Source organism: Rhizobium leguminosarum (assembly GCF_002953715.1).
Taxonomy (GTDB): Bacteria; Pseudomonadota; Alphaproteobacteria; order Rhizobiales; family Rhizobiaceae; genus Rhizobium; species Rhizobium leguminosarum_V.
The window spans coordinates 2,533,602-2,559,850 of record NZ_CP025012.1; the positions used below are offsets into that span (position 1 = coordinate 2,533,602).

Sequence of the window (26,249 nt, forward strand, 5' to 3'; positions counted from 1 at the left end):
ACATCTCCAAAGCTCGCAATAACGCAGAGCTTTGATCGGAACCGTGTCGGACATTAGCTTAAAACGTGTCTTCTTTTTTGCTGCAACTAAAAACAAAATGGCCGCTAATCTCACCTCAGCCTCAATCGAACCGACTGACCTCAAGCCCGCTGCCGACTGGCAGCAGCACGCTTGATATCCCGGGCCTGGCACGGACTGCCTCACCGTAGCGTTTGAGATCGTCGCCTCCCGGGCGCAGCATATTGTCGGCGACGATGATCGCGCCCGGATTGAGCCTGGGATAGAAAGCCTCGAGGCAGGGAACGTAGAGATCCTTCCACAGATCCACCAGCACGAAGTCGATGCCGGAGGAAAGCGCGCCGATCATCTGGACGGCATCCCCAACCTTGAATTCCACATACTCTGCGAGCCCTGCCTTGACCGCCATGTCGCGTGCGTAGGCCGATTTGTAACCGTGCATTTCCATGGTGATAAGCCGCCCGCCGGAAGCGCGCGCGGCTTCCGCCAGCCATATCCCGGAATAACCGAAGGAGGTGCCGAGTTCGAGAATGGTCGGGCTCTTGAGGCTCTTGGCGAGGATATTAATGAACTGCCCGGTCGCAGGCCCGACCGCGCGCAGCCGCTGATCCTCCCCTCCATCGCGGCCGCCCGGAGGCAGTTCGCGCGGGCTGTTATGCTCCGTCTCGATCATCGCGTGATAGATGTCGAGCACGTCCTGGATTCTGCTGTCCATTGTCTTCTCCATGACCGCCTGCGCGTTGAGCAGCTGATCATTGCCCGACCGAAATACCGCCGGAAAGTTAAACTTTGGCAATCATCGCCATTGCTAGGGCCCTTGCGGTTGCACATGCCGCCGTCGTCGGCTACATCATGCCGTCAATGGTCGGGTCACCCGGCCACGTAAGCGTTAACGTCACTCAACGCGTATGATCGAACGGCTTTGCGGCTTCGATCTGCGCGACTGTGTCCTGCGGATCGAGCTCAAAAGCTCCTGAGGACACATGGATAACAATCAACTCGAAGATCAGATTTCACCGGCCCCCGGCATCGAACGGGTCCGCCACGACACGCGACGGCGCACCCTGGCGGTCGAAAGCATTGTCGACATCACCCCCGGCATGCGCCGCATCACATTAACCGGCGATGATCTTGCCGATTTCATCAGCCTTGCGCCCGACGACCACATCAAGATTTTCGTACCGGCCGCAGATGGCGGCGAAGAACGCCGTGACTACACGCCGCGCCGCTACGATAACACCGAACGAAAACTGACCATCGACTTCGCCTTGCATGAGGCAGGTCCAGTGACCCAATGGGCGATCGACGCGCGCGCCGGTGACAGGCTCGAGATCGGCGGACCAAGGGGCTCTGCCGTGGTTTCCAACACGGTAAAGCGGTGGCTGCTGATCGGCGACGAAACGGCACTGCCGGCGATCGGCCGCCGGATCGAGGAGAGCAGCGCCGGAACCGTCATTACCACAATTGCAGCCGTCACCGGCCCGTTCGAAGAACAAGTCTTCGAGACATCAGCCGAACTGCACGTCCGCTGGGCGCATCGGCCTCTTTCTCGGGCAACCGATGCCGCTGCACTGCTGAAACTGTTGAGCACGGTCGATATCCAGCCGGAAACCTTCATCTGGGTTGCGGCGGAAGCCTCGGTGACACGCGATATCCGCGCCTACCTGCTGGAACGAGGTTGCCCGCTCGGCTGGATCAAGGCATCCGGCTACTGGGTGTTCGGCAAGGCCGATACGACCGAGAAATTCGGCTAGGACCAACCCGCATTCCGGATTCCCTTTGGTCATGAGTCCTGAGTCACTTCGTTCCGGATTTTATGATCCGGAACGATCAGATGGATGTAAAGAGGTATGAATTGAGCGAAGTCTCGGCGGTCTCTGCCGGAACGCTGCGGCAGGTGGAAGAGCGTCAGCAACTGTAAGCACCAGGCGCCAGCCACCGACTTATCGAACGAGATCGACCACGCGGCGGGCAGAGCCTAATGCAAGCGTCCATCCCAACATGCCGTGACCGGCATTGATGTAGAGACCTTTGATGCGTCGGGAGGCGGCGATAATAGGCTTGGAGGTCGGAGTCATAGGCCTCTCGCCCGACCATCTCATCAGTTCGTCCGATCGCTCGAAAAGGTCGGGCAGCACAGCAGACGCGGCCAGCTTGAGCGTGTCGAAACGTCTGGCATCAAAACCGGCCCCGGGACGCTCGATGTCTGCCAGTCCGGCGACACGAAAACGGTCGCCGATGGCTGCAAAGGCAAGCTTTCGCTTGGCGTCTGTCAGGCTGATGCTTGGTGCAAGGCCAGTTCTTGGAATGGTGAGCGAGTAGCCTCTGACGGGGCGTATGTCCCGGACTTCAGGCAAATCGGATATGAGGGAACAGATCTGCGGTCCTGCCGCAACGATGGCCGCATCGACGCGAAGCTCGTCGCGGTCCTCGAACCTCAATCCTGTCAGCACGCCTCCCGTTTGGACGAAGCTCGAGATCCTCCTGCCGAAAAGCACCGACACCTGCCGGCGCTTGATCATCCAGGCGGTGAGCTGGCGGCAAAATCCGGCCGCATCGCCGAGGGCATCACCTGGAGTGTAAACGGCCCCGGCAATCTCTCCCTGATACGCGACGAGTGCAGGTTCGATGTTTTCCGCCTCCATTCGCGTCAGCAGGCGCTGTTCGAAGCCAAGGGCGTTCTTGCGCGCGACACTGGAATCCGCGGCAGCAAAACTTTGCCGATCGGCGTAGAGATGCAGTTTTCCGGCGACACGATAGTCGAATTCAATATCTGTTTCCTTAAGCAGGATTGCGAGCTCGTGACGGGATTGTTCGGCAAGGCGCAGGATGTCCTGCGTATTGTTCCACCAACATCTGAACGGGGTATTGGCAATAAATTTCAGGCCCCAGCAGAGAAAGTCCCGGTCGAGTTGCCACTGGATCCGGAAGGCCGGATCGCGGCCCATCGCAATGGCTGGCAGATGTTTCAGCAGGGCTGGTGATGCCATTGCGTCACCATAGGCCCAGGACAGCTGCGCGGCGTTGCCGGCACTCGCCCCCATGCCCGGCTCGCTTGCCGCATCGATAAGTGTCACATCATGCCCCGCCCGGGCCAGAAGATAGGCCGACGATACGCCGATGACGCCGGCGCCGATCACCGCAACGCGCGCCATCTCAAGCCTCGTCGCCGACGACGGCCGCCAACTCGACCTCAACGGGAACCCCGCGCGGCAGGGACGTTACGCCGATCGCGATACGGGCATGCGCCCATCGATCCGGGAAAAGCTCTCGGAGTAGTTCCGAAGCGCCATCGACGACGGCGCCGTGGCGCTCGAAAGCAGCATCCGCCGCGACATAGCCCGCCAACCGGACGAAGCCCAGAATGTTGTCAAAGCCGCCCGCAGCCCTCTCCAGCTGCGCAAGCGCATTGAGAAGCGCCCAGCGCGCGCTTTCCCGTCCCTCTTCGATGGAGACGTCCACTCCGAGATGTCCCGTATGCAGTACTACGCCGTCCTTCAGCGGCACCTGACCGGAAACGGTGATGACATTGCCGGTTCGCACGGCCCCGGAAAAAGCACTTGGCGGCAAGGATGCTTCCGGCAGAGCAAGCTCGAGCTGTGCCAGCCGTTGGCGTACGCGATCGCTTCCAGCCGATGAAGCATCGCGTGCCTTGCGGGCCGCCGCTTCTGCGCTGCGGTCGACGAAGGCCCTCATGATATTCCTGTCGAGTTCGGTCAGCCGGTATTCAGGGTGCCACTGGATGCCGAGGCAAAAGCCGTCCGTTTCCCCTTCGAATGCTTCGATGATGCCGTCCGGCGCCCTTGCAGCGATACGGAAGCGCCCGTGGCCGGCCAAGGCATGCCGGTGCAGGCTATTGACGCGTGCCGGCCCCTTCCCCACCCAATCGATCAGCACGCTGCCCGGCTCGATCGTGATCTCGTGCGCCAACACGTCGGGAATACCTTGCGGGATGTGGGATACGACGGCGGCCGGCAGCACGGTTTGAAATTTACCTCCAAGGCATTCACCGATCAGTTGCATGCCATGGCATATGCCGAGAAGCGGCTTGCCCGTTTTCAAGGCCTGCTCGACCAGCTGAATTTCGAACTGTCTGCGCGCGCCTGTCACCTCCGTCCCCGGCCGCGCACCGGTGAGGACGATCCCATCGGCGAGTGCCAACGCCGATGCCAGGTCCCGGGTGTTGTAAGGCAGGATCAACGGAATTCCCCCGGCCTCGGCTATCGCGTCCGCATAGTTGGCGCGCACCACATACTCCGTCTCGGTCGGCGCATCAGGCGCCTCGCTGACATCGGGCGTCATGAGGATCACCGGCCAACGAGGTTCATGCGATTGCGTTGCATGCCGACGTGCGTTGCCCGTGGCAACGGTCGTTTCAATGGTCATGGTCTTGGCCTTGTGATGACGAGTTAGCGGGCGGCTGGAAGGGCTAGCCGGCGCGAGAGGACCGAGAAAGGCCAGGCTATTGCGAAATAGCAGAGGCCGACGGCAATGTAGATTTGCAAGGGCAGGAAATACTCGGTCGCCATGGACCGCCCGGTGAGGACCAGTTCGTTGACGGTAATCAGCGAAGCGAGAGAAGAATCCTTGAGCAGCGAGACGAAGGTGATGATCATCGGCGCCAGAATGACACGCGCGACCTGCGGCAGGATGATCAGGACGAAGCTCTGGGCCGGGGTGAAGCCGGCAGCCAACGCTGCCTCGCTCTGCCCGGCCGGTATAGCCTTCAGGCCGGCGCGGAAAAGCTCTGCGACCTGGGCCGCGAAACACAACGCCAGGCCCGCAATCGCCGCGCCGAAAGCATCAAAGACGATCCCGATACCCGGCAAGCCGAAATAAAGCAGAAACAAAACCGCCAGCAGCGGCACGCCACGCACGATCGTCACATAAAGGGCCGCAAAATACCTTAGCGCCGCGAAACTGGATTTCTGGCAGAGCGACAGCAGCAAGCCAAAAACGAATGCCAGGGCAAAGGCACAAACGGAAAGCAGGGCCGTATTCACCATCGCCCGCATCAGGAGAGGCAGCCATTCGGCACCATTATCGCCATAGGGCGCTAGAAAAGCACTCATCCTCTCAATCTCCCGTAACGTCTTTCGAGGAACCGCGTGACCTGCATCAATGGCAAGCTCAGCAACAGGTAGAGTGCCGCCGCCGTCGCGTAGATCATTGTTGTCTGGAAGGACGACGTCACCATTGAACGGGCAAAGAACATGATTTCCGGCGCCGCAATGGCCGAGACGACGGAGGTATCCTTGAGAAGCTGCACCGCGTAATTCCCGAGCCCCGGAAGCGCTATCCGCATGGCCTGTGGCGTCAGGATCTCAAAGATCGTCTGGAGTGGGGTCAGCCCTGCGGCAAGCGCCGCCTCCGCCTGCCCGCCAGGCAGCGCGGCGAAACCGGCGCGAAAGATTGCGCAGGTGATCGCCGCTCCGATGAGCCCGAGGCCGAGGACGGCCGCCGTGATCGACGTCAATTTCACGCCGAGGCTGGCAAGCCCGAAATAGAGGATGAACAGATGCGTCAAGGCCGGCACATTGCAGAGAATCTCGCAGCAGGCATCGATCGCGAGATCGATGAACTTGATCCCGGCAAATTGCCTGAGCAGGGCGAGAAGGAACCCGAAGACGGCTGCGAGCGCCAGTGAGGCGATCGTGACGAAAACGGTTACGCCGAGCCCGGCGACGAGCCCCTCGACGACCGAGAAGAATATGGAAAATCCGGTCATGACGCGCCTAGTGCCGGATCTTGTTGAGAAACGCTTGGGTGCGCGCTTCGCGGGGAGCGGTTATGACCTGGCGTGCCGACCCGGCTTCGACGATGGTGCCGCCGTCAAGAAACAGGACGCGATCGGCAATGTCGCGCGCAAACGCGATCTCGTGCGTGACGATCAGCATCGTGCGCCCTTCGGCTGCCAGCTCCTCCATCACTTTCAGAACCTCCTGGACCAGTTCGGGATCGAGTGCGGATGTCGGCTCGTCGAACAGCATGAGCTTTGGCTTCTGGGCAAGCGCTCGCGCAATCGCGACACGCTGCTGCTGGCCGCCGGACAGTTCGAGCGGTGAGGCGTCGGCGCGGTGTGTCATATGGACTTTGGCCAACATTTCCAAAGCCAGTTCGCGTGCTTCGGCAGCAGGCAGGCCGCGCACCTTGCGCGCCGCGATCGCCACGTTTTCCGTCACCGATAGATGCGGCCAGAGATTGAAGAGCTGGAAGACCATGCCCATCTCGGCGCGCTGCGGTGCAAGTTGTCGATCGCTCATGGCATGGCCGTTGCGCACACCGATCCGCTCGCCGTCGAGGCGGATCTCGCCGGTACTGGGCTTTTCCAGAAAATTCATGCAGCGCAGACAGGTGGATTTCCCGGAGCCGGACGGACCGATCAGGGCAATCTTCTCACCCGGCGCGACATCGAAATCGATGCCTTTGAGAACTTCGATAGGACCATAGCTCTTGCGCAGGCCTGCAACACTCAGAAGCGCATTCATCGCCGTTTCCTTATGCGATCATATCTACAGCGCCGCGCGTCTTTTCAGACGCGCCAAGGACGCTGTAGCACTTTGAATTGCTGCATAATTTTCTCCTGAAATCGATTCCGATTTAAGGAATTATGCAGTAGGCGAAGAGGGTGGACGAAAGCCGCCGATTGCAGCTTCCGTCCGCACGGCCGTTCAGCCGCCAGCTGCGCAGGACGGCAGCTTGTAATCTGCGGGGCGATCGACGCCGGCGCGGAAATTTTGACCCACAGGCTTGAACCAGACATCCGACGACAATCCGTAACGGGCGCCGATTTCCTTCATCTCGCAAGTCTTCCACATGTCGGCGATGATCGCGTCCATCTTCTGGCGCAGATCGTCGTTCTTCTGATTGAGGCCATAGACGACCTGCCCGAGACCGGTCAGCAGCGGGAAATCCGGACTGTTATCGGTGAAGGCGAGGAAGTGCATATTCCAATCGGGGTTCTGCTTGATGGCGTAGGAGATCACCGGCGGATCGCCGATGACAGCGTCGATGCGCCCGGCGATAAGATCGCGCACGGCCGCATCGGAAGTGTCGTAGAGCGAGAGTTGGAGATCTTTGATGCTCTTCAATTCCGGAATGAACGAAAAGCCGGTGATCGTGCCGATCTTCTTGCCTTCCAGATCGGAAAGCTTGTCCCAGTTCGTCTTCGTCGATTGCATGATGCCGTTCTTGAAGTAGTGGATCGGCTCGGACAGTGTCATGATCTTCGTACGTTTTTCGGTCCAGCCCATGGTGCCGAGCATGACGTCGACGCGGCCTGACTGAACGGAGGCGATGGTACCCGACCATTCCATGAGCGCAGGCTGAATCTTGAGGCCGAGCTTGTCGGCAATGCGCTGCATGATTTCACCGTCATAGCCTATCAGTTTCCCGTCCTGCCAGCCGGAGCCGGGCATGTCGCCGGTGAAGGCAACCGTCAGCTTGCCATGCTCGGCAAGTTCGAAAGCATTGGCGATAGATGAAAGGGACATGAAGCTGCCTGCCAGCAGAGCGCACATCACCATCCTTCTCGAAAGAGAAAGTGCCATTGTTCTGATCCTTGTTTTGTTGGTTCCCCGGTCCGGTGGTTTCTGTCCCCGGATGTCGCGTTCGACGAGAGCAAACTTGACACTGAAGACTGCCGTTGAATTTTATAAATCGGACATTTTCTTTGAAAAATGGACATGGCTGTTCTATCATTGCCTTGCGCCATGATCACATCCGAGGAACCCTCCGAAATATCTGCCAATAAGCCGGACTATGTGCGCTGGCTCGACGATCTTTGGGCCGAGCGACTTCTGGTCGCACGCGACCGAAAGGCCGATCTCTCTGTCGGCATTCTCCTCTGGCCGACCTTCCCGATGATGTCGCTGACGGGTATCGTCGAGCCTCTCAGGCATGCGGCGGACTTTGCCGACAATTCCCGTCCATTACATTGTCGCTGGTCGATCATGGGGGCTCCGGGCCATGCAGCGGTCGCCAGCTGCGGCATTCGGGTTCACGCCGATGCGCCCTACATTAACCCGACCGACTTCGACTACGTCGTGGTTATCGGTGGCCTCCTGCCACATCTGCGCGCCGCACCTAGCAAGCATCGCGACTATCTCAGGGTGGCGGCATCGGCGGGTGTGCCGGTAATTGGCGTCTGCACCGGCGCCTTCATATTGGCGCAGGAAGGACTGCTCGCCGGACGCAAGGCGTGCGTTCATCCCTTTCACGCGGAGGATTTCCGGATTGCCTTCCCGCGTCTTGCCTTCTCCACGCGCGATGACTTCCTGATCGAAAACGGCCGCATTACCGTGCCCGGCGGCGTATCGATCCTGTCGCTGATGACTGAACTCATCCGCACGCATTGCGGACCGGATCGGGCGGCCAAGGCCGTGCACCAGCTTTCGCTCTCGGAACAGAAGCACATGAGCGCCTTCGATCACGGCCGCGCCACAACATTTCGCCGCACAGAAGATTCGCGCATACAGCGAGCCGTTGTTCTCATCGAGAGTCGGAAAGGCCGCGACGTCTCACCGGAACAGGTGGCCTCTCTGGTCGGCCTGTCACCACGCCAGTTCGCGCGTCTGTTCCAGGACAATATCGGCATGACCCCGAAGCGTTTTATCGTCGAGACGAGATTGCGCTATGGCCGGTTTCTAGTCGAAAATAGCACACTGCCCATGACGGCGATCGCCTTTGAAATCGGATTCTCCGACTCCGCCCATTTCGCGACCGCTTTTCGCAAGAAGTATGGGAAGCCTCCCAGGAGTTTCCGCTGATCTTTGTCGAGTCACCACAAACGGCAGGATCGAAAACCGACTTCGACACTATTGCGATTTAATCGGATGCGATTTATATAGATCTCATCGTCAGAAAGCTTGGACAGGATGGACCGATGCCGACATCTAAAGCAGCTAAGGGGCCGGATATGCCCGCGCCCGCCTCCCCGCCAGCGGGCAAGGACGGTAGGAAACTTTCCAATTTCCTGTGCTTCGCGGTCTATTCGGCAAATCTCGCCTTCGGCCGCGCCTATAAGCCGATCCTGGACGAGCTTGGCCTGACCTATACCCAATATATCGCCATGGTGGCCCTCTCCGAAGAGGACGACCAGACCGTCGGCGTGTTGGGGGAAAAGATGTTCCTCGAATCCAACACGCTGACGCCCATCCTCAAGAAGCTGGAGTCGAATGGTTTTATCACCCGTCACCGCGATCCCGCCGACGAGCGGCAGGTGCGGGTCAGCCTGACGCCGGCAGGACGCCAACTGGTTGAAACCGATCCCGGCAACGCGCTGCTTGGCGCCATCGGCCTCGGCGACGACTTTCCCGTCGTGCAGAAATCGGTGACGACGCTGCGCGACAACCTGCTGCGGTCAACCCAGGGCGAACCGGAGAAATCGTGATCGCGGCATCAGTCGCCTGATCCGGGGCGGGTCTACTGCCGCAACGGCCGGAACGCCGTCCTGAGCTCGGCAGTGAAAGCCATCGGCTGTTCCCAGGCGGCGAAGTGACCGCCCTTCGGCAGCCTGGCGTAGTGGATGAGCTTCGGATAGGCCTTCTCAGCCCAGCTCTGCGGCGCCTGGTAGATCTCATCGGGAAAAGCACTGACCGCCACCGGGATCTTGATGCCCCTGGGGTCGAAGAACCCGCCCGACGGATGGTGCGCGTTGTCCCAATAGAGGCGTGCCGAGGAGATTGCTGTGTTCGTCAGCCAGTAGAGCGTGACGTTGTCGAGAATATCGTCCTTCGTCAGCCCCTCGGGCTCTCCGTCGAAAACGCGGGCGATCATCCGGTAACTGCGGATGTCGTGATCGAGCATCCACGACGCAAGCCCGACCGGCGAGTCGACAATCCCGTAGAGCGTCTGCGGCCGGTTGTTCATCTCGATCGCATAGCCCAGTCCATTCTTGTAGAAATCGTCGAGCTGATCGAAGGCGCGCCTTTCGTCCGGCGACAGGTCGGCTGGCGGCATGCCGCCGGCGGCAAGAGCCTTGGCGATGTCAGCAGGAACCGTGGCCGCCATGTTCGTGTGGATGCCGAGCAATCCCGGCGGCTCCTGCACCGCCATCAATTCGGTCACCGCGTTGCCCCAGTCGCCACCCTGCGCCACGAACTTCGTGTAGCCGAGACGTTGCATCAGCGTCACCCAGGCGTGCGCGATGCGCGGCGGGTTCCAGTTCCCCGACCCCGTCGGTTTCCCGGAAAAGCCGTAGCCTGGCAAAGACGGGATCACCACGTCAAATGCGTCCGCTTCACTCCCGCCATGCGCCGTGGGATCGGTGAGCGGTTCGATGATCTTCAACTGCTCGATGATCGAGCCGGGCCATCCATGTGTGACGATCAACGGCAGCGCATTTTTATGCTGGGAGCGGACGTGAATGAAGTGGATATCCAGCCCGTCGATCTCGGTGATGAACTGCGGCAGCGCATTGAGCCGCGCCTCCATCTTGCGCCAGTCGTAATCCGTCGCCCAATGCTTCGCGAGTTTCTGGATCGTTGCGAGCTGCACGCCCTGGGTATCGTCCGCGACGGTCTCCTTGTCAGGCCAACGGGTGGCCGCGACGCGCCGGCGCAAATCGTCAAGCTGATGCTCGGGGAAATTGACGCTGAACGGGATAAGCCCGTCGCCGTTTGCCTCAGCGCTGCGCGTCCCGCCAAGCATGCCGATGGCCCCGGCTGCGGCTGTGGCCGCAAGCAGCTCGCGCCGCGTGGGCATTGATAGGGATGTGGGTGGCATGACGCTCTCCTCTCCGTTTGATCTGTTCGGAAACGGACGAAGATCGACTGACCGACCTCGTTCGCAGCAGCAGGTCATTCGCGTCTGTCCGGGGACTATGCGCCCGGGCAATGAGGGGGTCAACTTACCCTGTCAGGCTATACCTCGACTGTCTCAATGGACGACTGGTCATTGCAAAGAGCCGTGGCTGCGGGCAGCATCGGCGCGAGATCGATGAGGAGAGGAGAATGCATGCCTGACATCGCGATGGGCGTCTTGAGCCGGAACGGAACCGTTCTTCTCGCCAGGCGCAGTTCCGAGCGCAAGGTGCACCCGGATCGCTGGAGCCTCCCGGGCGGCCATATCGAAGAGGGCGAAGACGCCGAGACGGCAATGTGCCGGGAATTGATGGAAGAAATAGGCGTCACGCCGGAGCTCTGGCAGTTTGCAGGACGGTTCGGATCGGAAGGCCCGCCCGAAGCATCCGTCACCTTCCATGTTTATCACGTCGACAAATGGCACGGCCGGCCGCGACTTATCGGTGATGAACACACCGAGCTCAGATGGTTCACCGCCGCCGCGATAGAAAAGGAAGCCGAATTGGCGTTGCCTCAGCTCACTGAGATGCTGGCAAACCTGGCCATGCGGGAAACAGGCACGCCCGCTTAGGTCTCTTGGCGGTCACGACATCTCGCCGGCTGAACGGGTCTTCAGCGAGCATGATGCTGGACGTCGCCATGCGCACCGGCCTCCATCATCTCGGCCGCACTGGCATAACCGCCGCCCATTCCGTCAAGGAAATGCAGGTGCGAATCCGGCCTGTCCGATGGTACGAGACAAGTCATCAGCGCATGCGACTGGCGGTGCAGTCCGAAGTTGATCTCGCCGCGCGCCCTTGCCGAAACGAGGATCGCTTCGACCTTGTCGATCTGTTCCGGCGTGCAGTCCAGCGTCAGGCGCAAACCGTCGTCGAACTTGCGGAAATCCGAGCTGGCGGCGACCTCCGACCAGCCTTTCGCATCGACCTGCTTGCCGCTGTCTCCTGACAAGGGAACACCGGCGGGAAGCGGATGAGATTGGCGCGGCGCGGCATCGAAAACCGCAAGCACGCGTTTCGCCAGCGCCGCAAAGAGCTCGGGACTGATATGGTCACTTGGCTCGACCAGCAGCGACAGGATCTCGCCTCGCTGGCTTGGGAACGGGGTCCAGTCACAGCTCAGTCCAGTCAGATCAGGCTTCGTCGCGTAGCGGCCCGGCTGACCAGATACCGGCCGCTCTTGATCTGCTGCTCCGCCCATTTGAGCCCGCCCCCTGTAAACATCGCATAGGTCGCGTTCTCGGAGGCGGCATAGCGGGCAATTCTGACGTCGCGCCCATTGGTGCGAATTTCGCGTACGGTGAGCAGCCCGATACGAAGGGTAAGATCGAGATCGGCTCTTGCAAAGCTCGCCACCTGCCGCAATGCCGATGTCGCCGCCATGATGCCCTGTGGCGGCAAGGCGAATGCTGCCCCGTCTCCGCGAAACACGAAGGGGAAATCGAACGATCCCCAGGCATTGCCGAGGGCGGCGATAACAGATGCGCCCGCATAGTTGACGTCTTCATAGCGCCCGGACCGGATCGCCGTGGTCGAGTTGACGACGTCGGTGATGCCGACCAGCCAATCATCGGGCAATGGCTGATAGACATCAGGGTCAAGCACAAGTGAAAATTCGTCATAGGCCTGGTGCGACTGGACGTGGCTATTGATCATGGCATGTTCTCCAGATCGGCAAGGTTTTCGGTGCCTGCTACCTCAGGAAGGGGTCTGCCAGCCGATCGGCAGGCCCTCCGCATCAAATCCTCTGACGGTGTGGTCTAACCTTCCCCGCTCAGACAAGCTTGGTCTCGACGTCGATATTGCCGTGTGTCGCCTTGGAATAAGGGCAGATGCCATGGGCTGCCTCGATCAGCTCCTGCGCGACGTCGCGATCGATGCCGGCCAGGCTGACATTGAGGCGCGCCCTCAGGAAGAAGGAGCCCTTGTCGGCGTTGAGAGTAATCTCCGCGTCGACCTCGGGACCGGCCGGCAGCGTGATCTTTCTCTGGGCAGCGGCAAGCTCGATGGCGCCGATGTAGCAGGCCGACCAGGCGATGCCAAACAGGTTTTCGGCGGCCGGATGCGGTTGCGGCAGCTTGATGTCGATCGTGCCGTCGCTGCTGCGTGCGGAGCCGTCGCGGCCGCCGGAGATGTGGGTTTTGCCGGTAAAGATAAGCTTCTCGGTCATGGTGATATCCTTTCGGTTTAAGTTTTATTCGCATCCGATTAAATCGGATGCGCTCTAATACGCTCCGCCAAAACCGATGTCAACACCATTCCGATTTAATCGGATGCGATTTAGCTCTATAGGCGGAAACGCGCCATATCCGGGCAACCCTCAGCGGCAGCTATGCGAGCAAGCTGGCCCGCTGCGCAAGGTCACGTCTTGTCCGGGAATGGGGCCATCTATAGGCTCTGCCGGCGAACTAGAGGCAGGGCGCGCATCCTGTGAAGAAACCCAGAGAGATGACATGTCCTCCATAACAGCAGACAATGCGGGGCAGTATGGCGACAGCCGGAAGCTCGCTGCGCGGGCTCGACTGCATAGCCAATACACCATCGCCGAGACAGCCTGGTTTCCATGGGTTGCCACGCAATTGTCCCTGAATCCGGGCGATCGTGTCCTCGATGTCGGCTGCGGGCCGGCCTGGTTCTGGGCGGCAACGGCAGGTCTGCTGCCGGCGGATATTGACCTGACGCTCGCCGACCTTTCGCAAGGCATGGTCGAAGAGGCTGTGGCGCGTTGCAGCACACTACCGTTCGGCTCCGTCCGGGGCTGCCAGGCCGACGCCGCCGCGCTCCCCTTCGAAGATGGCGCCTTCGATGCGGTGGTCGCGATGCATATGCTCTATCACCTGCCCGACCCGGCTGCCGGCATCGCGGACATGTCGAGAGTGCTGAGGCCGGGCGGCTTACTCGCGGTCACAACCAACGGTGCCGGCAATGCGCGAGATCTATGCGCTGACGACCGTATTCGGCAGTGCCCCTTCCGATCCCGCTGCCGAAGCCTTCGGATATGACGCTGCCGAGCGATCGATGCGGTCGCAGTTTGGAAACGTGACCATGTCGCAGCATCCGGCAAGCCTGCGGATCACCGAGCCCGAGGATGTATTCCTGGCGCTCACCTCCTATCCGCCCGGCGATGGCGCCGGCGAACCTCAACTCGTCAGGTTCCGTCAAGCCATTGCCGATGCGTTCAGCCAACGCAGCGGCGTGCTTGAGGTCCGCAGAGAGACTGCGCTGTTCCTCAGCAGAAAGACGATCTGATCGGTGTCGTGGGGCGTTCAGACCTTCTCTTTCTTCCTGATTTTTTCCTTCGGTTCCACCGGCGCATCGGGCGTCGGCGCCAGAAGCTTGCGCAGCGACGAGATCTTGTCCTTCACCAGCGGCCGGAAGCGCGTCGCGCGATAAGGCATGTCGGCAGCACCATAACCTTCCGGCCCGTCGTCATTGCCGCGATTGATTTCCGCGAGCTTCACCCCGATGAAGGTGCCGTCGATATAATGGGTATATTCGCCCACCCAGCGGATTGTATAGATCTCGCCTTTGCGGATGAGCTGGTCGATGCTGACATGCTTGAAGGTATCGTTGATGCAGACGACCTTCTGGCCGACGTGGAAATCATAGCTCATGGATCAAACTCTCGAAACGGCAATCCGCCTGGCCGATCTATAGCGCGCCCTGCGGCGGGGATGAACCGTTTTCTGCCAGCCCGGCCCAATTGCGGCCGCAACATCAGCATCCGCCGCATGGTTTAGGAGGACATGCATCAGTCGCAATAGGCCTTGCCGCTTTTGCGGGAGCGAAGATCGAAGTGGAAGTGGTTCCAATGCTCCGGGTTGCTGCCCGGCCCGAGTACGGTGTTGAAATAGCGGCAGCTGTCGCTGCGCACCGCCTTCAGCAGCCGCCCCTCGCGCAGCGAGAACAGACCCTTCTTGCGCACGTCGATCTCGTGGCCGTTCTTCAGCACGAACTTGCCGACGTCGATGGCGTTGCCGCGGGCGTGTTCCGACATCGGATTGTATTTCTGTCGGCTGTTGTTCATGCGCCGGCAGGAATAGCCGCCAAGCGGCTGGATCGTCTTGATCCCGGACCAGTAGCGGTAGCGGGCGGACGGTGCCAGTTCGTTCTTCACCCATTTGGCGAAGGCGAGCGTCACCTGGCAGTTCAGCGTTACGGCCGGGCGGACGCCGATATTGCCGGAAAGCCCCTTCAGCGACACCGGATAAGGCACCTGGCAGGCCGGGCCGTTCGAAATCGGCGGCTTGTCGTCGAAGAGCACGCCCATGCGCTTCAGCTCGCGCCGGCAGGCAAGCTCGGAGGATGGCATGACGCTGGGATCGACGGGTGCCGCCGGCTCGCTCATCATCGGATTGTTCGGCCGCAGCATCGCGACCTCTTCGCTCTCGTCCTCTTCGGGAACACGGGTCGGCGCCACCACCGGGCTGCCGTCGTTCCAGGCGGGCGCCCGGCTCATCTGCGTCTGCGCAGCCGGTTGCGGCATTGGTTGCTGCGCGGGCTGCCGCATGGGCTGGTTGAGCTGCGTCGGATTGTCGGTGCCGATGCCGTCGACAACCGGTTCGGTGGCATTACCCTCGGCGATCTGTTGCTGTTGTTCCTGCGCCAGCCCGACGACCGGCTCGGCCCCCAGCTCATCATCCATGTTGACGCCGCCGGATGGGATCGCAAGATCCTGCGTGCCGCCCCAGTTCTGGTTCTGCTGCGCCAGCGCCTCGTCGCTGTCGATCATCGGCAGCTTGCGCCCCTGTGCGGTTTGCGGCGGAGCGGCTCGTGCAGCGTGGCCAGTACCGGCAAGGTTCGGCGTATCGAGGTAATCGACGGAGCCCTGGCTATTGCCGACGGGCGCACTGGAAACCGGATAGGAGGCCTGACTTTCCACAGGTGCCATTCGGACCGAGGGCGCCATGCGCGCCGCTGGCGCCCGCGCGGGCGAGATCGAGCTAACCCTGGTGCCGTTGTCGACATTGGCGGGCGGCACCAGTCCGTCGCTGATCGAACAGGTCGTCAGCGCCGCCGAGAGGATAACGGGCAAAAGGGTTCGCCGAGGAAAGGAAACAAACGCCATACTCTTATCGCTTCCGCAGGCTGGCTGGGCAGTGACCGAAAAAACTCACTTCAAATTTAATAAAAAACGGTGAACGAAAGCTTACCCGCGCAATCTGAAGGCGATGAACGCGAAAAAGGCCGCTCTCGCGGCCTTTTCCAGGTTGAGTCACCGGGCCCAGCGCAGTTTCGCGCCGCGCGAGATCGGCTACCCGTTCGTGAAGTTGATCAGATCGGCCATGGTGAAATGACCGGCTTCGGCGCTCGGCAATGTCGGCCGCCACTTCGGCCATTGCGCCAGGAATGAATGGCGATCCTCTCGGATGAGGCCGGCGATGACCTCGGCAATGATCGTGCCGCCGACCGGCCCGAGATGCTGGCTGTTTCCTGCTATCTCCGCCTCGCGCAGGATGTAGAACCACAGCGGCGCGTTGCCGTTGAAGATGCCGGCGTGATGGGTCAGCAATTTGCCACGCGCCTCCTTCCTGTCGGCATCCTCGCTGTCGAACAGCTGCTCGTCCGACAGCGCCTCCATTTCCATGTGGCGGGCGACCGCCTGGCCAGAAGGCAGTCCCATCCGCCAGCCGCGCAGGAGGTTCAAGGCGGCAAGCGCCCTGCGGATCTTGATCGGCTCCCGCTGGTGGTCCGGCAGGCTGGTCAGCGGATCGACCAGCAGCGTGTCGAGCTTATAGGAAGGCTGCGGCAGAACGGCGCCGACCGGCGGCACTCCATCCGGGGCGACACCATCGAAAAAGAAGGCCCAGTCGATCGACCAGAAGTCGGGAAGTTCGCGAAAGCCATTCAAATTCGCCAGCGGCTCCAGCGCCGTGTCGGTTAGGGAGAAGACCGGAATGCGGTTGAACGTCGCCGTCTTCCCGTTGAACTCCTGCTCGGAGGGCCTGGCCTTCGTCACGATCCTGTTCAGGGAATAGCTCGGCCTCACCATCGTGTGCCCATATCGGTAAGCCGCGACCGAGAATTCGACCGGGATAAAGGCGTAGCGGCCCTGCGGATTATAGAAGCGAATATTCGGCTTTTCGCCTCTTCCGACAATGACGCGTTCATAGGTCTCCTTGCCGATGATCCGCGGCAGGAAATCATGCAGAACGATCCATTGGTAGTGCCAACGCACCGTCTGCTGACAGAGCTCGAAATCGCTGCTGGCCAGCGTATCCACCACCTTGTTGTGAAATCTGAGGAAGGTGGTGTGAAGCTGCGAGACGATCAGGTTTTCGTCATTGCGTTTGTCGCCGAGCAGCGCGCGCCGGATCGGGGCGCTGTTCCTCGGCAGATCGGGGCGCTTGTTTCGCGCCTTGTCGAAATCCTTGTCCGTCCCGAGCAGCAGATGAAGCTCGTCATCATCATAGAGGAAAGGCTGGTCGGCCGGCCCCGAGCCGTAAACCGAATCCAGATCGAGGCGCGGTGTGCGGAAATCCTGCAGGGCATTGGGATCGTTGAAGCGATCGAGCGACGACGCCGGATCGAAGGTGATGTCGTGATCGAGAAACTGCCCGAAATAGGTGAAGCCGGCAGGAATTGCCGGGTTTTCGTCTTCAGGCTCCCTCTCGTTGAGAGCGACATCCACGGGCACGCCTTCTTCGATCTTCTCCTTGAACTCCCCCTGAAACATCGTTTTCGCGAGATCGATAAGCGCCGGCTCCGTAAATGCGGCAGCCGGCAGGTTGCGGAACATCCTCCCGAACCTCTGATCGCGAACACTCGAATGCGCGACGTTGTCCATACCTCTCACAGGCGAACCATGCTTGCTGCTAGCCATTTCGGGCCTCCTCGGTTGCAGAGCTGGAATGTGTTTGCGGAAACCCTTGAGGTTCCCGCACCAGTGTGATTGAGGGCAGCGGCATTCGATGCGGACGACTGCAGGCGGCAAAAGGACGGATTCATCGATCCCCAAATGCAGTGGAACAGGCAGCGGCCATGCCAAAGCCGCCGGGACTGTGGTCTCGGATACTTAAAGAAATTGGAGAATTGTGTCGGCTTCCGTTACGGTAGCTATCGCTATCTTCGAAACGCCCTGCCCCTCAAGTACAACCTGAATGAAGCATATTAGCAGAATAATTGCAATGAAATTCGCTTACTGATTGAATCTGCTGCCTTTTACCAAGAACTGCCGTAACGTATAGTTCTCTGAAAATCTTGGAATCCCGGCTAAGGTCGATCGTCTATAGTCGAGGAGAGCATAGAAGCGATCCAACGTCAGCATCTGGTCGCGCCTATTCCGCCAGGAACAAAAAGGAGCCGTGACAACGGCTCTTCAGTTTGTTGACAGGCCTTGATCTTTACTCGGCGTCACCCTCGACCTTGTCCCGAGCATGACGAAAGAGGTGTTGGCCGGCTTTGCCAGTAAGCAGAAAAGCCGTCACGACGACTCTTTTCTATACGTTTTCACATTAAAGCGCGGGCCGTCCGACTTTGGTGAGAGGCCGTTACATCGGACGGTTCTTCTTGGGTTCCTCACGCAGCTCGCGTGTACCGTCCGGCCTGTTGCCCGCCGCCGCGCAGGCGGAAATTCGCAAGCAGCGTTTTCAGCTGGGTGCTTTCGTCGGCAAGCGTGCGGCTTGCCGCAGTCGTCTCCTCGACCATTGCGGCATTCTGCTGGGTCATCTGGTCCATGTGGTTGACGGAACCGTTGATCTCGTTCAGCCCGGTCGACTGCTCGCGTGCCGCCGTGGCGATCGAGGCGACGTGGTCGTTGACCTGATTGACCAGCGCCTCGATTTCCAGCAGCGCTTCGCCCGTCGAGCGCACCAGCGCCACCCCGCCCTCGACTTCCGTCGCCGATCGGCTGATCAGTTCCTTGATCTCCTTGGCCGCATTGGCGGAACGCTGGGCGAGTTCGCGCACCTCTTGCGCAACGACCGCAAAGCCGCGGCCCGCTTCGCCGGCACGTGCGGCCTCGACGCCCGCATTCAGCGCCAGAAGGTTCGTCTGGAAGGCGATCTCGTCGATGACCGAGATGATCTGACCGATGCGGTTGGAGGAATCCTCGATCCGGCCCATCGCCGTCACCGCATTGCGGACAATCTCGCCGGATTTTCCGGCGCTTGCCTTGGTCTCGGCCACCATCTCGCGCGCCTCGTTCGCCCGCTCGGATGCTGTCTTGACCGTCGCGGTGATCTCGTCGAGCGCTGCCGCGGTCTCTTCGAGTGCGGCCGCCTGCTGTTCCGTGCGCTTCGACAGGTTGCCGGTCGCCTCGCTGATGTCGGAAGCGCTTTCGTTGACGACATGGCTCGATTCGGCGATCGCATGGATGACGCCGTTCAGCGCATCGACGGCGGCGTTGAAATCGCCCCTCAGCTTGGCGTAGTCCTCGCCGATATCGCCGATGGCAACGGTCAGGTCGCCGCCCGCCAACTTCTCCAGGCCGACGCCGAGCGCCTGCATGGCGCGGTTCTGCCGTTCGGACGCCGAGCGCAGACTTGCCTCGTTGCCGCGGCGCTCTTCCTCGATCTGCTGCTGCCTTTCGTCTTCCCGTCCGCGCAGCGCGCTACGCTCGTCGACGGAGTCGCGCAGCACCAGCAGCGCCTTGGCCATCTGGCCAATCTCGTCGCGACGGTCGCTGCCTGATATCTCCACCGATGCTTCTTCGGCGGCGATCGCGTTCATCGCCGCCTTCAGCCGGGCGATCGGCACTGTCACGCTGCGCACGATGGCATAGGCGATGGCAATCGTTGCGGCGGCGCCAAGCAGGCAGAGCAGCGCGGCCCACATCGCGTTCTGGCGATAGAGCGCGGCAAGGTCATCCGCATAGACGCCGGTGCCGACGATCCAGCCCCAGGGCTCGAAACCGGCGACATAGGAATATTTCAGCACTGGCTCATCGGCGCCCGGCTTCGGCCAAAGATAATCGACGAACCCCTTGCCGTCCTTCTTCACCTTGTTGACGAACTCGACGAACAGGAACTTGCCGGTCGGATCCTTCATCTGCGAGATATCGGTGCCGTTCAGCGCTGGCTTGATCGGATGCATCACCATGGTGGGATGCATATCGTTGATCCAGAAATAACCGTCGGCGCCGTAGCGCATCGCGCCGATCACATCCTTGGCAGCCGCCTGCGCCTGTTCGCGGGTCATCGTGCCCGCCTGTTCCATCTTGTAATATTTGTCGAAGATGCCGAGCGCCGTCGCCTCCATCTTCTCCAGTCCCGCCTTCCGCTCCGCTTGCAGCTCGGAATAGGAATAGTTCAGAAAAAAGACCATCGTTGCCGCAAGCACGGCAAGCGTGAAGCCGACAAGGCAGTAAAGGCGGGTGGAAATCTTGACGTTGCGCATGAGGTTCCCGGCGATTCTTATATTTGAGATCGACCGCATTCTGAATTGCCGGAATTACTGGAGCGTAAAGCTTAATTAGAAGATGATTAAATAACGTAAGGTCAGGGGAAAGCTGTAAAATTCAACCATTTGAAATCGAATGGAATTTCAATCAGTAAAGGCAGCAATATTTTTCCCGTCGGCCGTCCATAGCGCTTGGCCTTGCAGTCTTTTACAGCCCACAGCCTTTACACTAGGGTGCTTCCCAGTGAATCGCCGGCCCGTGGCCCGCACCAGATGGAGAAGACTTGATGACCGATGCCGCCAAGCCGAGAGGCGAACTGACGCTCAGGACGCTTGCCATGCCGGGCGATGCCAATCCGGCTGGCGATATCTTCGGCGGCTGGGTCATGGCGCAGATGGACCTTGCCTCAGGCATCCGCGCCGCCGAGCGCGCCAAGGGCCGCGTCGTCACCGCCGCGGTCAAGGAGATGGCCTTCGAGCTGCCGGTCAAGATCGGTGATACGCTTTCCGTCTATACCGATATCGACCGCGTCGGCCGCACCTCGATCACGTTGTGCGTCGAAGCCTGGGCGCACCGCGCGCGTTACGCCAAGATGGAAAAGGTCACGGCTGGCACCTTCATCATGGTGGCTCTCGACGAAGAGGGCAAACCGAAGCAAGTCCCCGAGGAGTGACAGACCGAGGATTGAAGGCATGGAAACAGTCAGCTCGCCGGAGGTCTTCCTTCACATCAAGGTGGTGATGGGCATGGTCATCAGCCTTTCGCTCGCCAGGGTGCTCACCGGCCTTGCCGGCATCGTCCAGCATCCTGGTAAGGCCAAGGTCTATCCCATCCATCTCGGCTGGGCACTGTCGATGTTCCTGTTCATCATCCATATCTGGTGGTGGGAATATCGCCTGCAGGCCGTGCCGGCCATCGGCTTCGGCATTTATCTCTTCCTCGTCTGCTTCTGCAGCCTGTTCTTCCTGCTCTGCGCCCTGCTCTTTCCTGCTTCGCTCGACGAATATGGCGGCTACGAGGAATATTTCATTTCCCGGCGCAAATGGTTCTTCGGCATCCTCGGCCTCACCTACGCCGTCGATATTCTCGACACGGCGATCAAGGGCCATGAGCGCATCCTCTCGCTCGGCTGGGAATATCCCGCGCGCAACATCATCTACATCATCCTCTGCGCCATCGCCGCCTGGACCCCCAACCGCCGCTTCCACGCCACCTTCGTCATCGCCAACCTGATCTACCAGATAAGCTTCATCTTCCGCCTTTATGATGTGTTGGGGTGAGAAGCGATCCCGCAAAGCGGGAGCAATCGATCCAGTGAATCGATTGCAGCTTCGAACGCCCTGAGCCCAAGCGAAGGGCCGGGCAGCCGCAAACTCCATCCCTCACAAAACCGTCGCAAACATCGCTCGCCGGCTATTAGGCAGCAACCATCTGAAGATCGTAATTGTAAATTCCGTTTGGATCCTGTCGAGAAAGATAAGATTTAGCGGCAGACATAGCCTCTTCTGGCGTCTTGGCGTTGATGAAATTGAGGTGCCAAGGCGTTGAAAGATGGTGGTGATTGGCAACTCTAAAGCTTACCCGTACGACCATGTCGGCCTCCAAGATATCGGCAACCGAAAAGACGTGGGGTCGTAGTGGCGTCTGATCAAGTCCTCAGATACTCGCAATGCCTGCATACGGGGTACCAAGCTATCGACATTTTGGCGGCACTCGGTAATCTCGTCGTAAAGTGGGGGGATGGCCTAATGCGGGTATCGACGGTTGTCTGTTGTTGTGCATCTCTTGTGGCCTGCACGCCTGCGACCAACGGAGAATGGCACCGCGCCTCACCAACCGAGCAATCGCAGCTTGAGCGCGCCAAGGCAATTTGCAATGGCCGAGCTTCTCAGACGCAGGTTTCGGCTGGCCGTTTGTGGATCGCAGGGGCGGTTGCGTCGGATAACGTTTTCAAGGCGTGTATGGCCGAGTTGGGATATGTGCAGTAGCCGTCGCCCAAAAGCCATGGATGGCCCCGTGGTTCGAGACGGCCCTTCAGGCCTCCTCACAATGAGGGCTGGTCGGTGTGCCGCGCCTCCCCGCCCTCCGTACAGTGCTGTCACAAAAGGCGGAGCGCCGCACGCCCCCAACGAAGCCATCCTGCCGCATAATGCGCAGCGCACGCACACGTCCCCAGGATCGCGATGTGATGCAGGAAGAACCCGATCGTGGACTCCTGGAAGTCCCAGAAATCGATCGATGGCCGGGCAATGAGCCTGTCTCCGATTCCCATGACGAACAGGCTGTGGATGCCCCACGCCGCTATTGCGCCCGCGGCAGCGCGAAGGGATGCAGTCCTGATCGCGTTTGGAGCACCGATCCGTAAAAGCCTGCCTATGACGGCCATGATCATCGACCAGTGAAGGCCGAGATGGACGGCTGCGAGGATGAACGTCCAATAGGCCGCAAGGATGTGAATTTCGCGCGCCGTCGGTCCGCCGCTCACGGGAAGGAAAGCAAACACCGTGCGGGAAATCAGCACGCTGGTCACCAGCAATGCGGCCATGGCCAAGGCGATCGAGATATTCGAAGCGATTGTCAGAAAGCTCGGCTTGCCTCGCGCCACCTTCGGAAGCTTCGCCCACCATCGTCTGTTGAAGACGTTGTGCGATAGGAGAAGGATGAACATACCCATGCCGATCAGTTCATGCGAGGTATTGTCGAGCCACCAGTAGGCGAGCGCGACAAAAAGCAGTCCGGCGGCGGTGAAGTCGAGCACGAGGCGGATCACGAAAAAAGGACTCACGATGCGACGTCCTCGCCGGAGATTCGATCCGGCCTAGTCAATGACGGCTCCGTCAAATTCCTTGAGAGCGTCGAGAGTGTAGAGGAAGTCTTCGTCGGCCCTGGACGAATGACACGACTGGCACCGCGCCGTGTTCTCGGCCATGTTGACGCTGCCGTCCGGCTTGAACCATTGGAACTGCCAGTCGCCAGTGCGACGGTCTTCATCATAATCGCCGCCCCAGCCGGAACCCTTTTCCATGACGAAGGTGCGATAGACTTCCCCATCACGGTAATCGACCAGCACGAAGTGCGTACCGTCTGGAACGAGCTGCCCGTTCTTCACCGCCTGGATCGCTTCGTTCGTCGTCATGATGTGCTCGGTCACGTTGCCGCGCCTGACGGTCGTGTAATGAACGAGGCCCGCCAATTCAGGCAGCGTCGTCCGGTTTGGTTCGGCATCGACGTTCCAGCCGATCAGAACCACGGCGCCGGCCATGGCAAAGAGAATGGAAATGCGCTTGGTGAGATGACGCATGGATGTCTTTTCCTGGTTTTGTGCGGAAGGTTCGGGCGACCGGCTTCGGCAAAAGCGGAGGGCCAATCGTTTCATTCGCGTCCGAAGACGTCTTTCGCGACGGCAACGGCCGAGACCGCGTTCGGCCAGCCGGCATAGAAGGCAAGATGGGTGATCGTCTCGATCAGCTCGTCCTCGGTCACACCGTTCTGGCGGGCCATGGCAAGATGGGATCTGAGCTGGTCGGGCCGGTTCATGGCGATCAGCGCGGCAACAGTGACCAGGCTGCGATCCCGCTTCGACAGCTGCGGGCGCTCCCACATGTCGCCATAGAGGACGTCGTCTGTCAGTTCAGCCAGCTTCGGCGCGGTCGCGCCCATCAGTTGCTGGGCGCGCGAGCGCCGGGACTTGTCGTCGCCTTCGGTCGGTGCCTGAGCACTGACGACGCCCGGCAGAACAGCCAGCATCACGCTGGCGGACAGCATCAAGTTTCCCAACAGTTGTTTCATGGTCTTCACCTCATGATTTCCGGGATCAGTCGAGCTTCTTCTCGCTAAGGAAAGCCGAGACCAGGTCAGCGATCTCTACGTTGTTCAGGTCGGAGAACGCGAAGTGGGTGTTGCCGCGGATGCCGATCTCGGGAAGGTGCACGACGGTGACATCGCCGCCATGCTTGTTCACCGTGTCCCGCCACAGGCGGGCCATTGCCAGGCGCACGCGCCAGCTGTCCTGTGCCGGCATCGTCGTCGGCTGGTCGGGGATGTTGTCGCCGTAATAGATGACGATCGGGATCTTCGTCAGCTTGAGAAAGTCGTCCATCGGCACCGGCACGCCCTTCAACGTGTCGAAGGCGCTCGGCATATCGGCGGGCACCTCGCCTGCCGGGAACACGAAGCTGCTGCCGGGTTCGAAGGCGACGATGGCTTTAACCTTGTCGCTCTTGATGGCCGTTAGCCAGCCCGGTCCGCCACCCTGCGAGTGAGTGAAAAGAATGCCGGGACCGATTTTCTCGAACAGCTTTGCCACCGCATTCGACACAACGTCCATATCGAACGGCCCAGTGTTCGGCGTCATCGCGCGGAAGTACTGGTTCAGCGCTTCCGGATCACGGGAGAATTGCACGCCGTCGAAATAGTTCGGCCAGATGCCGACGCGAAACTGGTTGAACCAGAGCTGCTCGTCCGCTGTCGGCTTCACCGCTGTCTCGGCCATGCTCCGCCCGGCCCCGCCCCGGCGCGGCTGGTCGAGGAGATAGGTGGAGAAGCCTCGACGCAGGAAGATGTTCTGGAAGCCTTCGCGGCCGTCGGGCGTCGTCTCCCAGGTCTTGGAGAATTGTCCGGCACCGTGCCACATCACGATCGGATACTGACGCGGGTTTGCCGGCACCTGATAGAAGGCAAAGGCATGATCGCCGTGATAGGTCTGCCCCGCGGGATCGAGAGGTTTCAGCGGATCGAAGGTTCCGGGCGCCGTCGTGCTGGTTCCCCCGACGGCAAAGCTGCCCTGCTCCTGGATGACCAATGGCTCGGGCTTTACCGCATCGGCAGCCGTCGCCAATGGCGCGGCAAGCTGCGCTGAGGCAAGCAGCAATGCGGCCAGGGTGTTGGACAATCCATATCGCATGTCGGCTTCTCGCTTCGTTTCAGATGGCGAGAAGGTAACGGCATCGGACCGAAAGGATTAGACGCCTCGGACAGCTAGGGTCTATTAGGCCGACTAATTAATCACAAGCTGTTGATAAGCCGTGATGGAATAAAATCGGCACTACTTTCCTCTATAGCGGAGCGCATCGACGAACAGGGTGAACGCCGGAGATGCATGCCGCCTGTTCGGATAGTAGAGATGGTATCCTGGGAAAGGCTGGCACCAGTCCTTGAGAACCCGGATCAGGCGCCCGTCTTCAATGTAGGACTGAACCTGGTCCTCAGGCATGTAGGCCAGCCCCAGCCCGTCCAGCACGGCGCCGATCCGCATGGCGATGTTGTTGAACACCGTCTGACCCTCGACACGGACGCGCAGTTCACGTCCATCCTTCTCGAATTCCCAGGGATATATCGTTCCGTGTGTCGGCAGCCGCATATTGATGCAGTTGTGAGCCGTCAGATCCTGCGGGATATCAGGGCGCGGATGGTGCTCGAAATAGGAGGGCGCTCCAACAACTGCCATGCATATTTCGGGACCGATCCGGACCGCGATCATGTCCTTTGCCAAATGCTCGCCGAGTCGGATGCCGGCGTCGTAGCGCTCGGCGACGATGTCGGTCAGGCCGTAGTCGACGATCACCTCGACATTGATATCCGGATGATCAGGAAGAAACCGCGCCAATGCTGGGGCGAGGACGGAAATCGCAGGATGCTCGCCTGCCGTGATGCGAATCGTGCCAGCCGGCCGCTCACGCATTTCGCTCAAGGCGGCGATCTCGAACTGGATCTCCTCGAATCTGGGTCCGACCCGCTCCAACAGACGTTCTCCTGCCTGTGTCGGCGACACGCTTCTGGTCGTGCGGGTCAAAAGGCGCAGCCCGAGCTTCTCTTCGAGACCGCGTACCGTCTGGCTCAACGCCGACTGCGACACGCCGAGCTTCGCGGCCGCCCGGGTAAAACTCCGTTCCCGGGCGACGGTCAGAAAGGCCACGAGTTCGTTGAAATTGTTGTCCAGGGGCATTCATTAGTCCGTCTTATAGGTCCATGCGCATTACAGCATCTAATCGAAAGCTGACACGAGGACTAAGTTCGCGTCAACCCGACGGCAAGCCCGGCTGCTCCCGCACCGCGGAACGGACTGCCCGAGCCCATGCAAAACCAGGAACG

General features: G+C 60.4%; 25 protein-coding genes and 2 pseudogenes. 7 read left to right on the forward strand and 20 right to left on the reverse strand.

Annotation, left to right across the window (positions count from 1 at the left end; genetic code table 11):
- Positions 1 to 121: 121 nt before the first annotated feature.
- Positions 122 to 733 (reverse strand): O-methyltransferase, encoded by a 612-nt coding sequence (locus CUJ84_RS12820; protein WP_105006481.1) that lies wholly within the window; start codon positions 731 to 733, stop codon positions 122 to 124.
- A 268-nt stretch (positions 734 to 1,001) separates the two neighbouring features.
- On the opposite strand from CUJ84_RS12820, the gene CUJ84_RS12825 reads away from it, so the two are divergent.
- A complete protein-coding gene (locus CUJ84_RS12825; RefSeq protein ID WP_105006482.1) occupies positions 1,002 to 1,772 on the forward strand; it encodes a siderophore-interacting protein in 771 nt (256 codons plus the stop codon).
- A gap of 189 nt (positions 1,773 to 1,961) precedes the next feature.
- Here CUJ84_RS12825 and CUJ84_RS12830 read toward each other — a convergent pair whose 3' ends face one another.
- The 6 genes from CUJ84_RS12830 to CUJ84_RS12860 all read right to left on the reverse strand — a co-directional run bounded on the left by CUJ84_RS12830 (position 1,962) and on the right by CUJ84_RS12860 (position 7,568).
- Positions 1,962 to 3,173, reverse strand: coding sequence for an FAD-dependent oxidoreductase (locus tag CUJ84_RS12830; protein ID WP_105006483.1), 1,212 nt, complete (start codon positions 3,171 to 3,173; stop codon positions 1,962 to 1,964).
- A gap of 1 nt (position 3,174) precedes the next feature.
- Positions 3,175 to 4,404: an Atu1372/SO_1960 family protein gene (locus tag CUJ84_RS12835; RefSeq protein WP_105006484.1), complete on the reverse strand. Its 1,230-nt coding sequence runs from the start codon at positions 4,402 to 4,404 to the stop codon at positions 3,175 to 3,177.
- 23 nt (positions 4,405 to 4,427) lie between these two features.
- Positions 4,428 to 5,090, reverse strand: a complete 663-nt coding sequence (locus CUJ84_RS12840) for an amino acid ABC transporter permease (RefSeq protein WP_105006485.1) — start codon at positions 5,088 to 5,090, stop codon at positions 4,428 to 4,430.
- Positions 5,087 to 5,746, reverse strand: coding sequence for an amino acid ABC transporter permease (locus CUJ84_RS12845; RefSeq protein ID WP_105006486.1), 660 nt, complete (start codon positions 5,744 to 5,746; stop codon positions 5,087 to 5,089). The genes CUJ84_RS12840 and CUJ84_RS12845 overlap by 4 nt, the downstream gene beginning before the upstream one ends.
- Positions 5,747 to 5,753: 7 nt before the next feature.
- A complete protein-coding gene (locus CUJ84_RS12850) occupies positions 5,754 to 6,506 on the reverse strand; it encodes an amino acid ABC transporter ATP-binding protein (RefSeq protein ID WP_105006487.1) in 753 nt (250 codons plus the stop codon).
- A gap of 183 nt (positions 6,507 to 6,689) precedes the next feature.
- Positions 6,690 to 7,568 carry an ABC transporter substrate-binding protein gene (locus CUJ84_RS12860; protein WP_105006489.1) on the reverse strand — a complete coding sequence of 293 codons (879 nt, stop codon included), beginning with the start codon at positions 7,566 to 7,568 and terminating at the stop codon, positions 6,690 to 6,692.
- Positions 7,569 to 7,730: 162 nt separating this feature from the next.
- On the opposite strand from CUJ84_RS12860, the gene CUJ84_RS12865 reads away from it, so the two are divergent.
- The gene (locus CUJ84_RS12865; RefSeq protein ID WP_105006490.1) at positions 7,731 to 8,786 is read left to right on the forward strand and encodes a GlxA family transcriptional regulator; all 1,056 of its coding nucleotides are present in this window, start codon (positions 7,731 to 7,733) and stop codon (positions 8,784 to 8,786) included.
- A gap of 149 nt (positions 8,787 to 8,935) precedes the next feature.
- Positions 8,936 to 9,409, forward strand: coding sequence for a MarR family winged helix-turn-helix transcriptional regulator (locus CUJ84_RS12870; protein ID WP_080686034.1), 474 nt, complete (start codon positions 8,936 to 8,938; stop codon positions 9,407 to 9,409).
- 32 nt (positions 9,410 to 9,441) lie between these two features.
- On the opposite strand, the gene CUJ84_RS12875 is transcribed toward CUJ84_RS12870, so the two are convergent.
- A complete protein-coding gene (locus tag CUJ84_RS12875) occupies positions 9,442 to 10,743 on the reverse strand; it encodes an epoxide hydrolase family protein (protein ID WP_105006491.1) in 1,302 nt (433 codons plus the stop codon).
- A gap of 231 nt (positions 10,744 to 10,974) precedes the next feature.
- Between CUJ84_RS12875 and CUJ84_RS12880 the strand changes: the two genes are divergently transcribed.
- A complete protein-coding gene (locus tag CUJ84_RS12880; RefSeq protein WP_105006492.1) occupies positions 10,975 to 11,391 on the forward strand; it encodes an NUDIX hydrolase in 417 nt (138 codons plus the stop codon).
- A gap of 41 nt (positions 11,392 to 11,432) precedes the next feature.
- On the opposite strand, the pseudogene CUJ84_RS12885 reads toward CUJ84_RS12880, so the two are convergent.
- Positions 11,433 to 12,475, reverse strand: a pseudogene (locus CUJ84_RS12885) (DUF3095 domain-containing protein).
- 118 nt (positions 12,476 to 12,593) lie between these two features.
- Positions 12,594 to 12,989, reverse strand: a complete 396-nt coding sequence (locus CUJ84_RS12890; protein WP_105006493.1) for an Ohr family peroxiredoxin — start codon at positions 12,987 to 12,989, stop codon at positions 12,594 to 12,596.
- 283 nt (positions 12,990 to 13,272) lie between these two features.
- On the opposite strand from CUJ84_RS12890, the pseudogene CUJ84_RS12895 reads away from it, so the two are divergent.
- Positions 13,273 to 14,068: pseudogene (locus CUJ84_RS12895) on the forward strand (class I SAM-dependent methyltransferase).
- Positions 14,069 to 14,085: 17 nt separating this feature from the next.
- On the opposite strand, the gene CUJ84_RS12900 reads toward CUJ84_RS12895, so the two are convergent.
- From CUJ84_RS12900 to CUJ84_RS12915, 4 genes are all read right to left on the reverse strand, one after another.
- The gene (locus tag CUJ84_RS12900) at positions 14,086 to 14,433 is read right to left on the reverse strand and encodes a hypothetical protein (RefSeq protein WP_012757920.1); all 348 of its coding nucleotides are present in this window, start codon (positions 14,431 to 14,433) and stop codon (positions 14,086 to 14,088) included.
- A 137-nt stretch (positions 14,434 to 14,570) separates the two neighbouring features.
- Complete coding sequence (locus CUJ84_RS12905) at positions 14,571 to 15,887, reverse strand: extensin-like domain-containing protein (RefSeq protein WP_105006494.1); 1,317 nt, start codon at positions 15,885 to 15,887, stop codon at positions 14,571 to 14,573.
- A gap of 186 nt (positions 15,888 to 16,073) precedes the next feature.
- A complete protein-coding gene (locus CUJ84_RS12910) occupies positions 16,074 to 17,642 on the reverse strand; it encodes a peroxidase family protein (RefSeq protein ID WP_245457471.1) in 1,569 nt (522 codons plus the stop codon).
- A 695-nt stretch (positions 17,643 to 18,337) separates the two neighbouring features.
- Positions 18,338 to 20,155 (reverse strand): methyl-accepting chemotaxis protein, encoded by a 1,818-nt coding sequence (locus CUJ84_RS12915; RefSeq protein WP_105008180.1) that lies wholly within the window; start codon positions 20,153 to 20,155, stop codon positions 18,338 to 18,340.
- 290 nt (positions 20,156 to 20,445) lie between these two features.
- On the opposite strand from CUJ84_RS12915, the gene CUJ84_RS12920 reads away from it, so the two are divergent.
- The gene (locus CUJ84_RS12920; RefSeq protein ID WP_003540707.1) at positions 20,446 to 20,832 is read left to right on the forward strand and encodes an acyl-CoA thioesterase; all 387 of its coding nucleotides are present in this window, start codon (positions 20,446 to 20,448) and stop codon (positions 20,830 to 20,832) included.
- 19 nt (positions 20,833 to 20,851) lie between these two features.
- Positions 20,852 to 21,439 (forward strand): hypothetical protein, encoded by a 588-nt coding sequence (locus CUJ84_RS12925; protein ID WP_105006495.1) that lies wholly within the window; start codon positions 20,852 to 20,854, stop codon positions 21,437 to 21,439.
- A 136-nt stretch (positions 21,440 to 21,575) separates the two neighbouring features.
- Here CUJ84_RS12925 and CUJ84_RS37945 read toward each other — a convergent pair whose 3' ends face one another.
- The 6 genes from CUJ84_RS37945 to CUJ84_RS12955 all read right to left on the reverse strand — a co-directional run bounded on the left by CUJ84_RS37945 (position 21,576) and on the right by CUJ84_RS12955 (position 26,103).
- Positions 21,576 to 21,752, reverse strand: coding sequence for a hypothetical protein (locus tag CUJ84_RS37945; RefSeq protein WP_158686932.1), 177 nt, complete (start codon positions 21,750 to 21,752; stop codon positions 21,576 to 21,578).
- Positions 21,753 to 22,257: 505 nt separating this feature from the next.
- Positions 22,258 to 22,944 carry a DUF4405 domain-containing protein gene (locus CUJ84_RS12935; RefSeq protein ID WP_105006496.1) on the reverse strand — a complete coding sequence of 229 codons (687 nt, stop codon included), beginning with the start codon at positions 22,942 to 22,944 and terminating at the stop codon, positions 22,258 to 22,260.
- A 33-nt stretch (positions 22,945 to 22,977) separates the two neighbouring features.
- A complete protein-coding gene (locus CUJ84_RS12940) occupies positions 22,978 to 23,460 on the reverse strand; it encodes a cytochrome P460 family protein (protein ID WP_105006497.1) in 483 nt (160 codons plus the stop codon).
- Between the two features lie 71 nt (positions 23,461 to 23,531).
- Entirely contained in the window at positions 23,532 to 23,948 is a 417-nt protein-coding gene (locus tag CUJ84_RS12945) for a carboxymuconolactone decarboxylase family protein (RefSeq protein ID WP_199788705.1), read from the reverse strand.
- Between the two features lie 25 nt (positions 23,949 to 23,973).
- Complete coding sequence (locus CUJ84_RS12950; protein ID WP_105006499.1) at positions 23,974 to 25,062, reverse strand: alpha/beta hydrolase; 1,089 nt, start codon at positions 25,060 to 25,062, stop codon at positions 23,974 to 23,976.
- 141 nt (positions 25,063 to 25,203) lie between these two features.
- Positions 25,204 to 26,103 (reverse strand): LysR family transcriptional regulator, encoded by a 900-nt coding sequence (locus CUJ84_RS12955; protein WP_105006500.1) that lies wholly within the window; start codon positions 26,101 to 26,103, stop codon positions 25,204 to 25,206.
- Between the last annotated feature and the right edge of the window lie 146 nt (positions 26,104 to 26,249).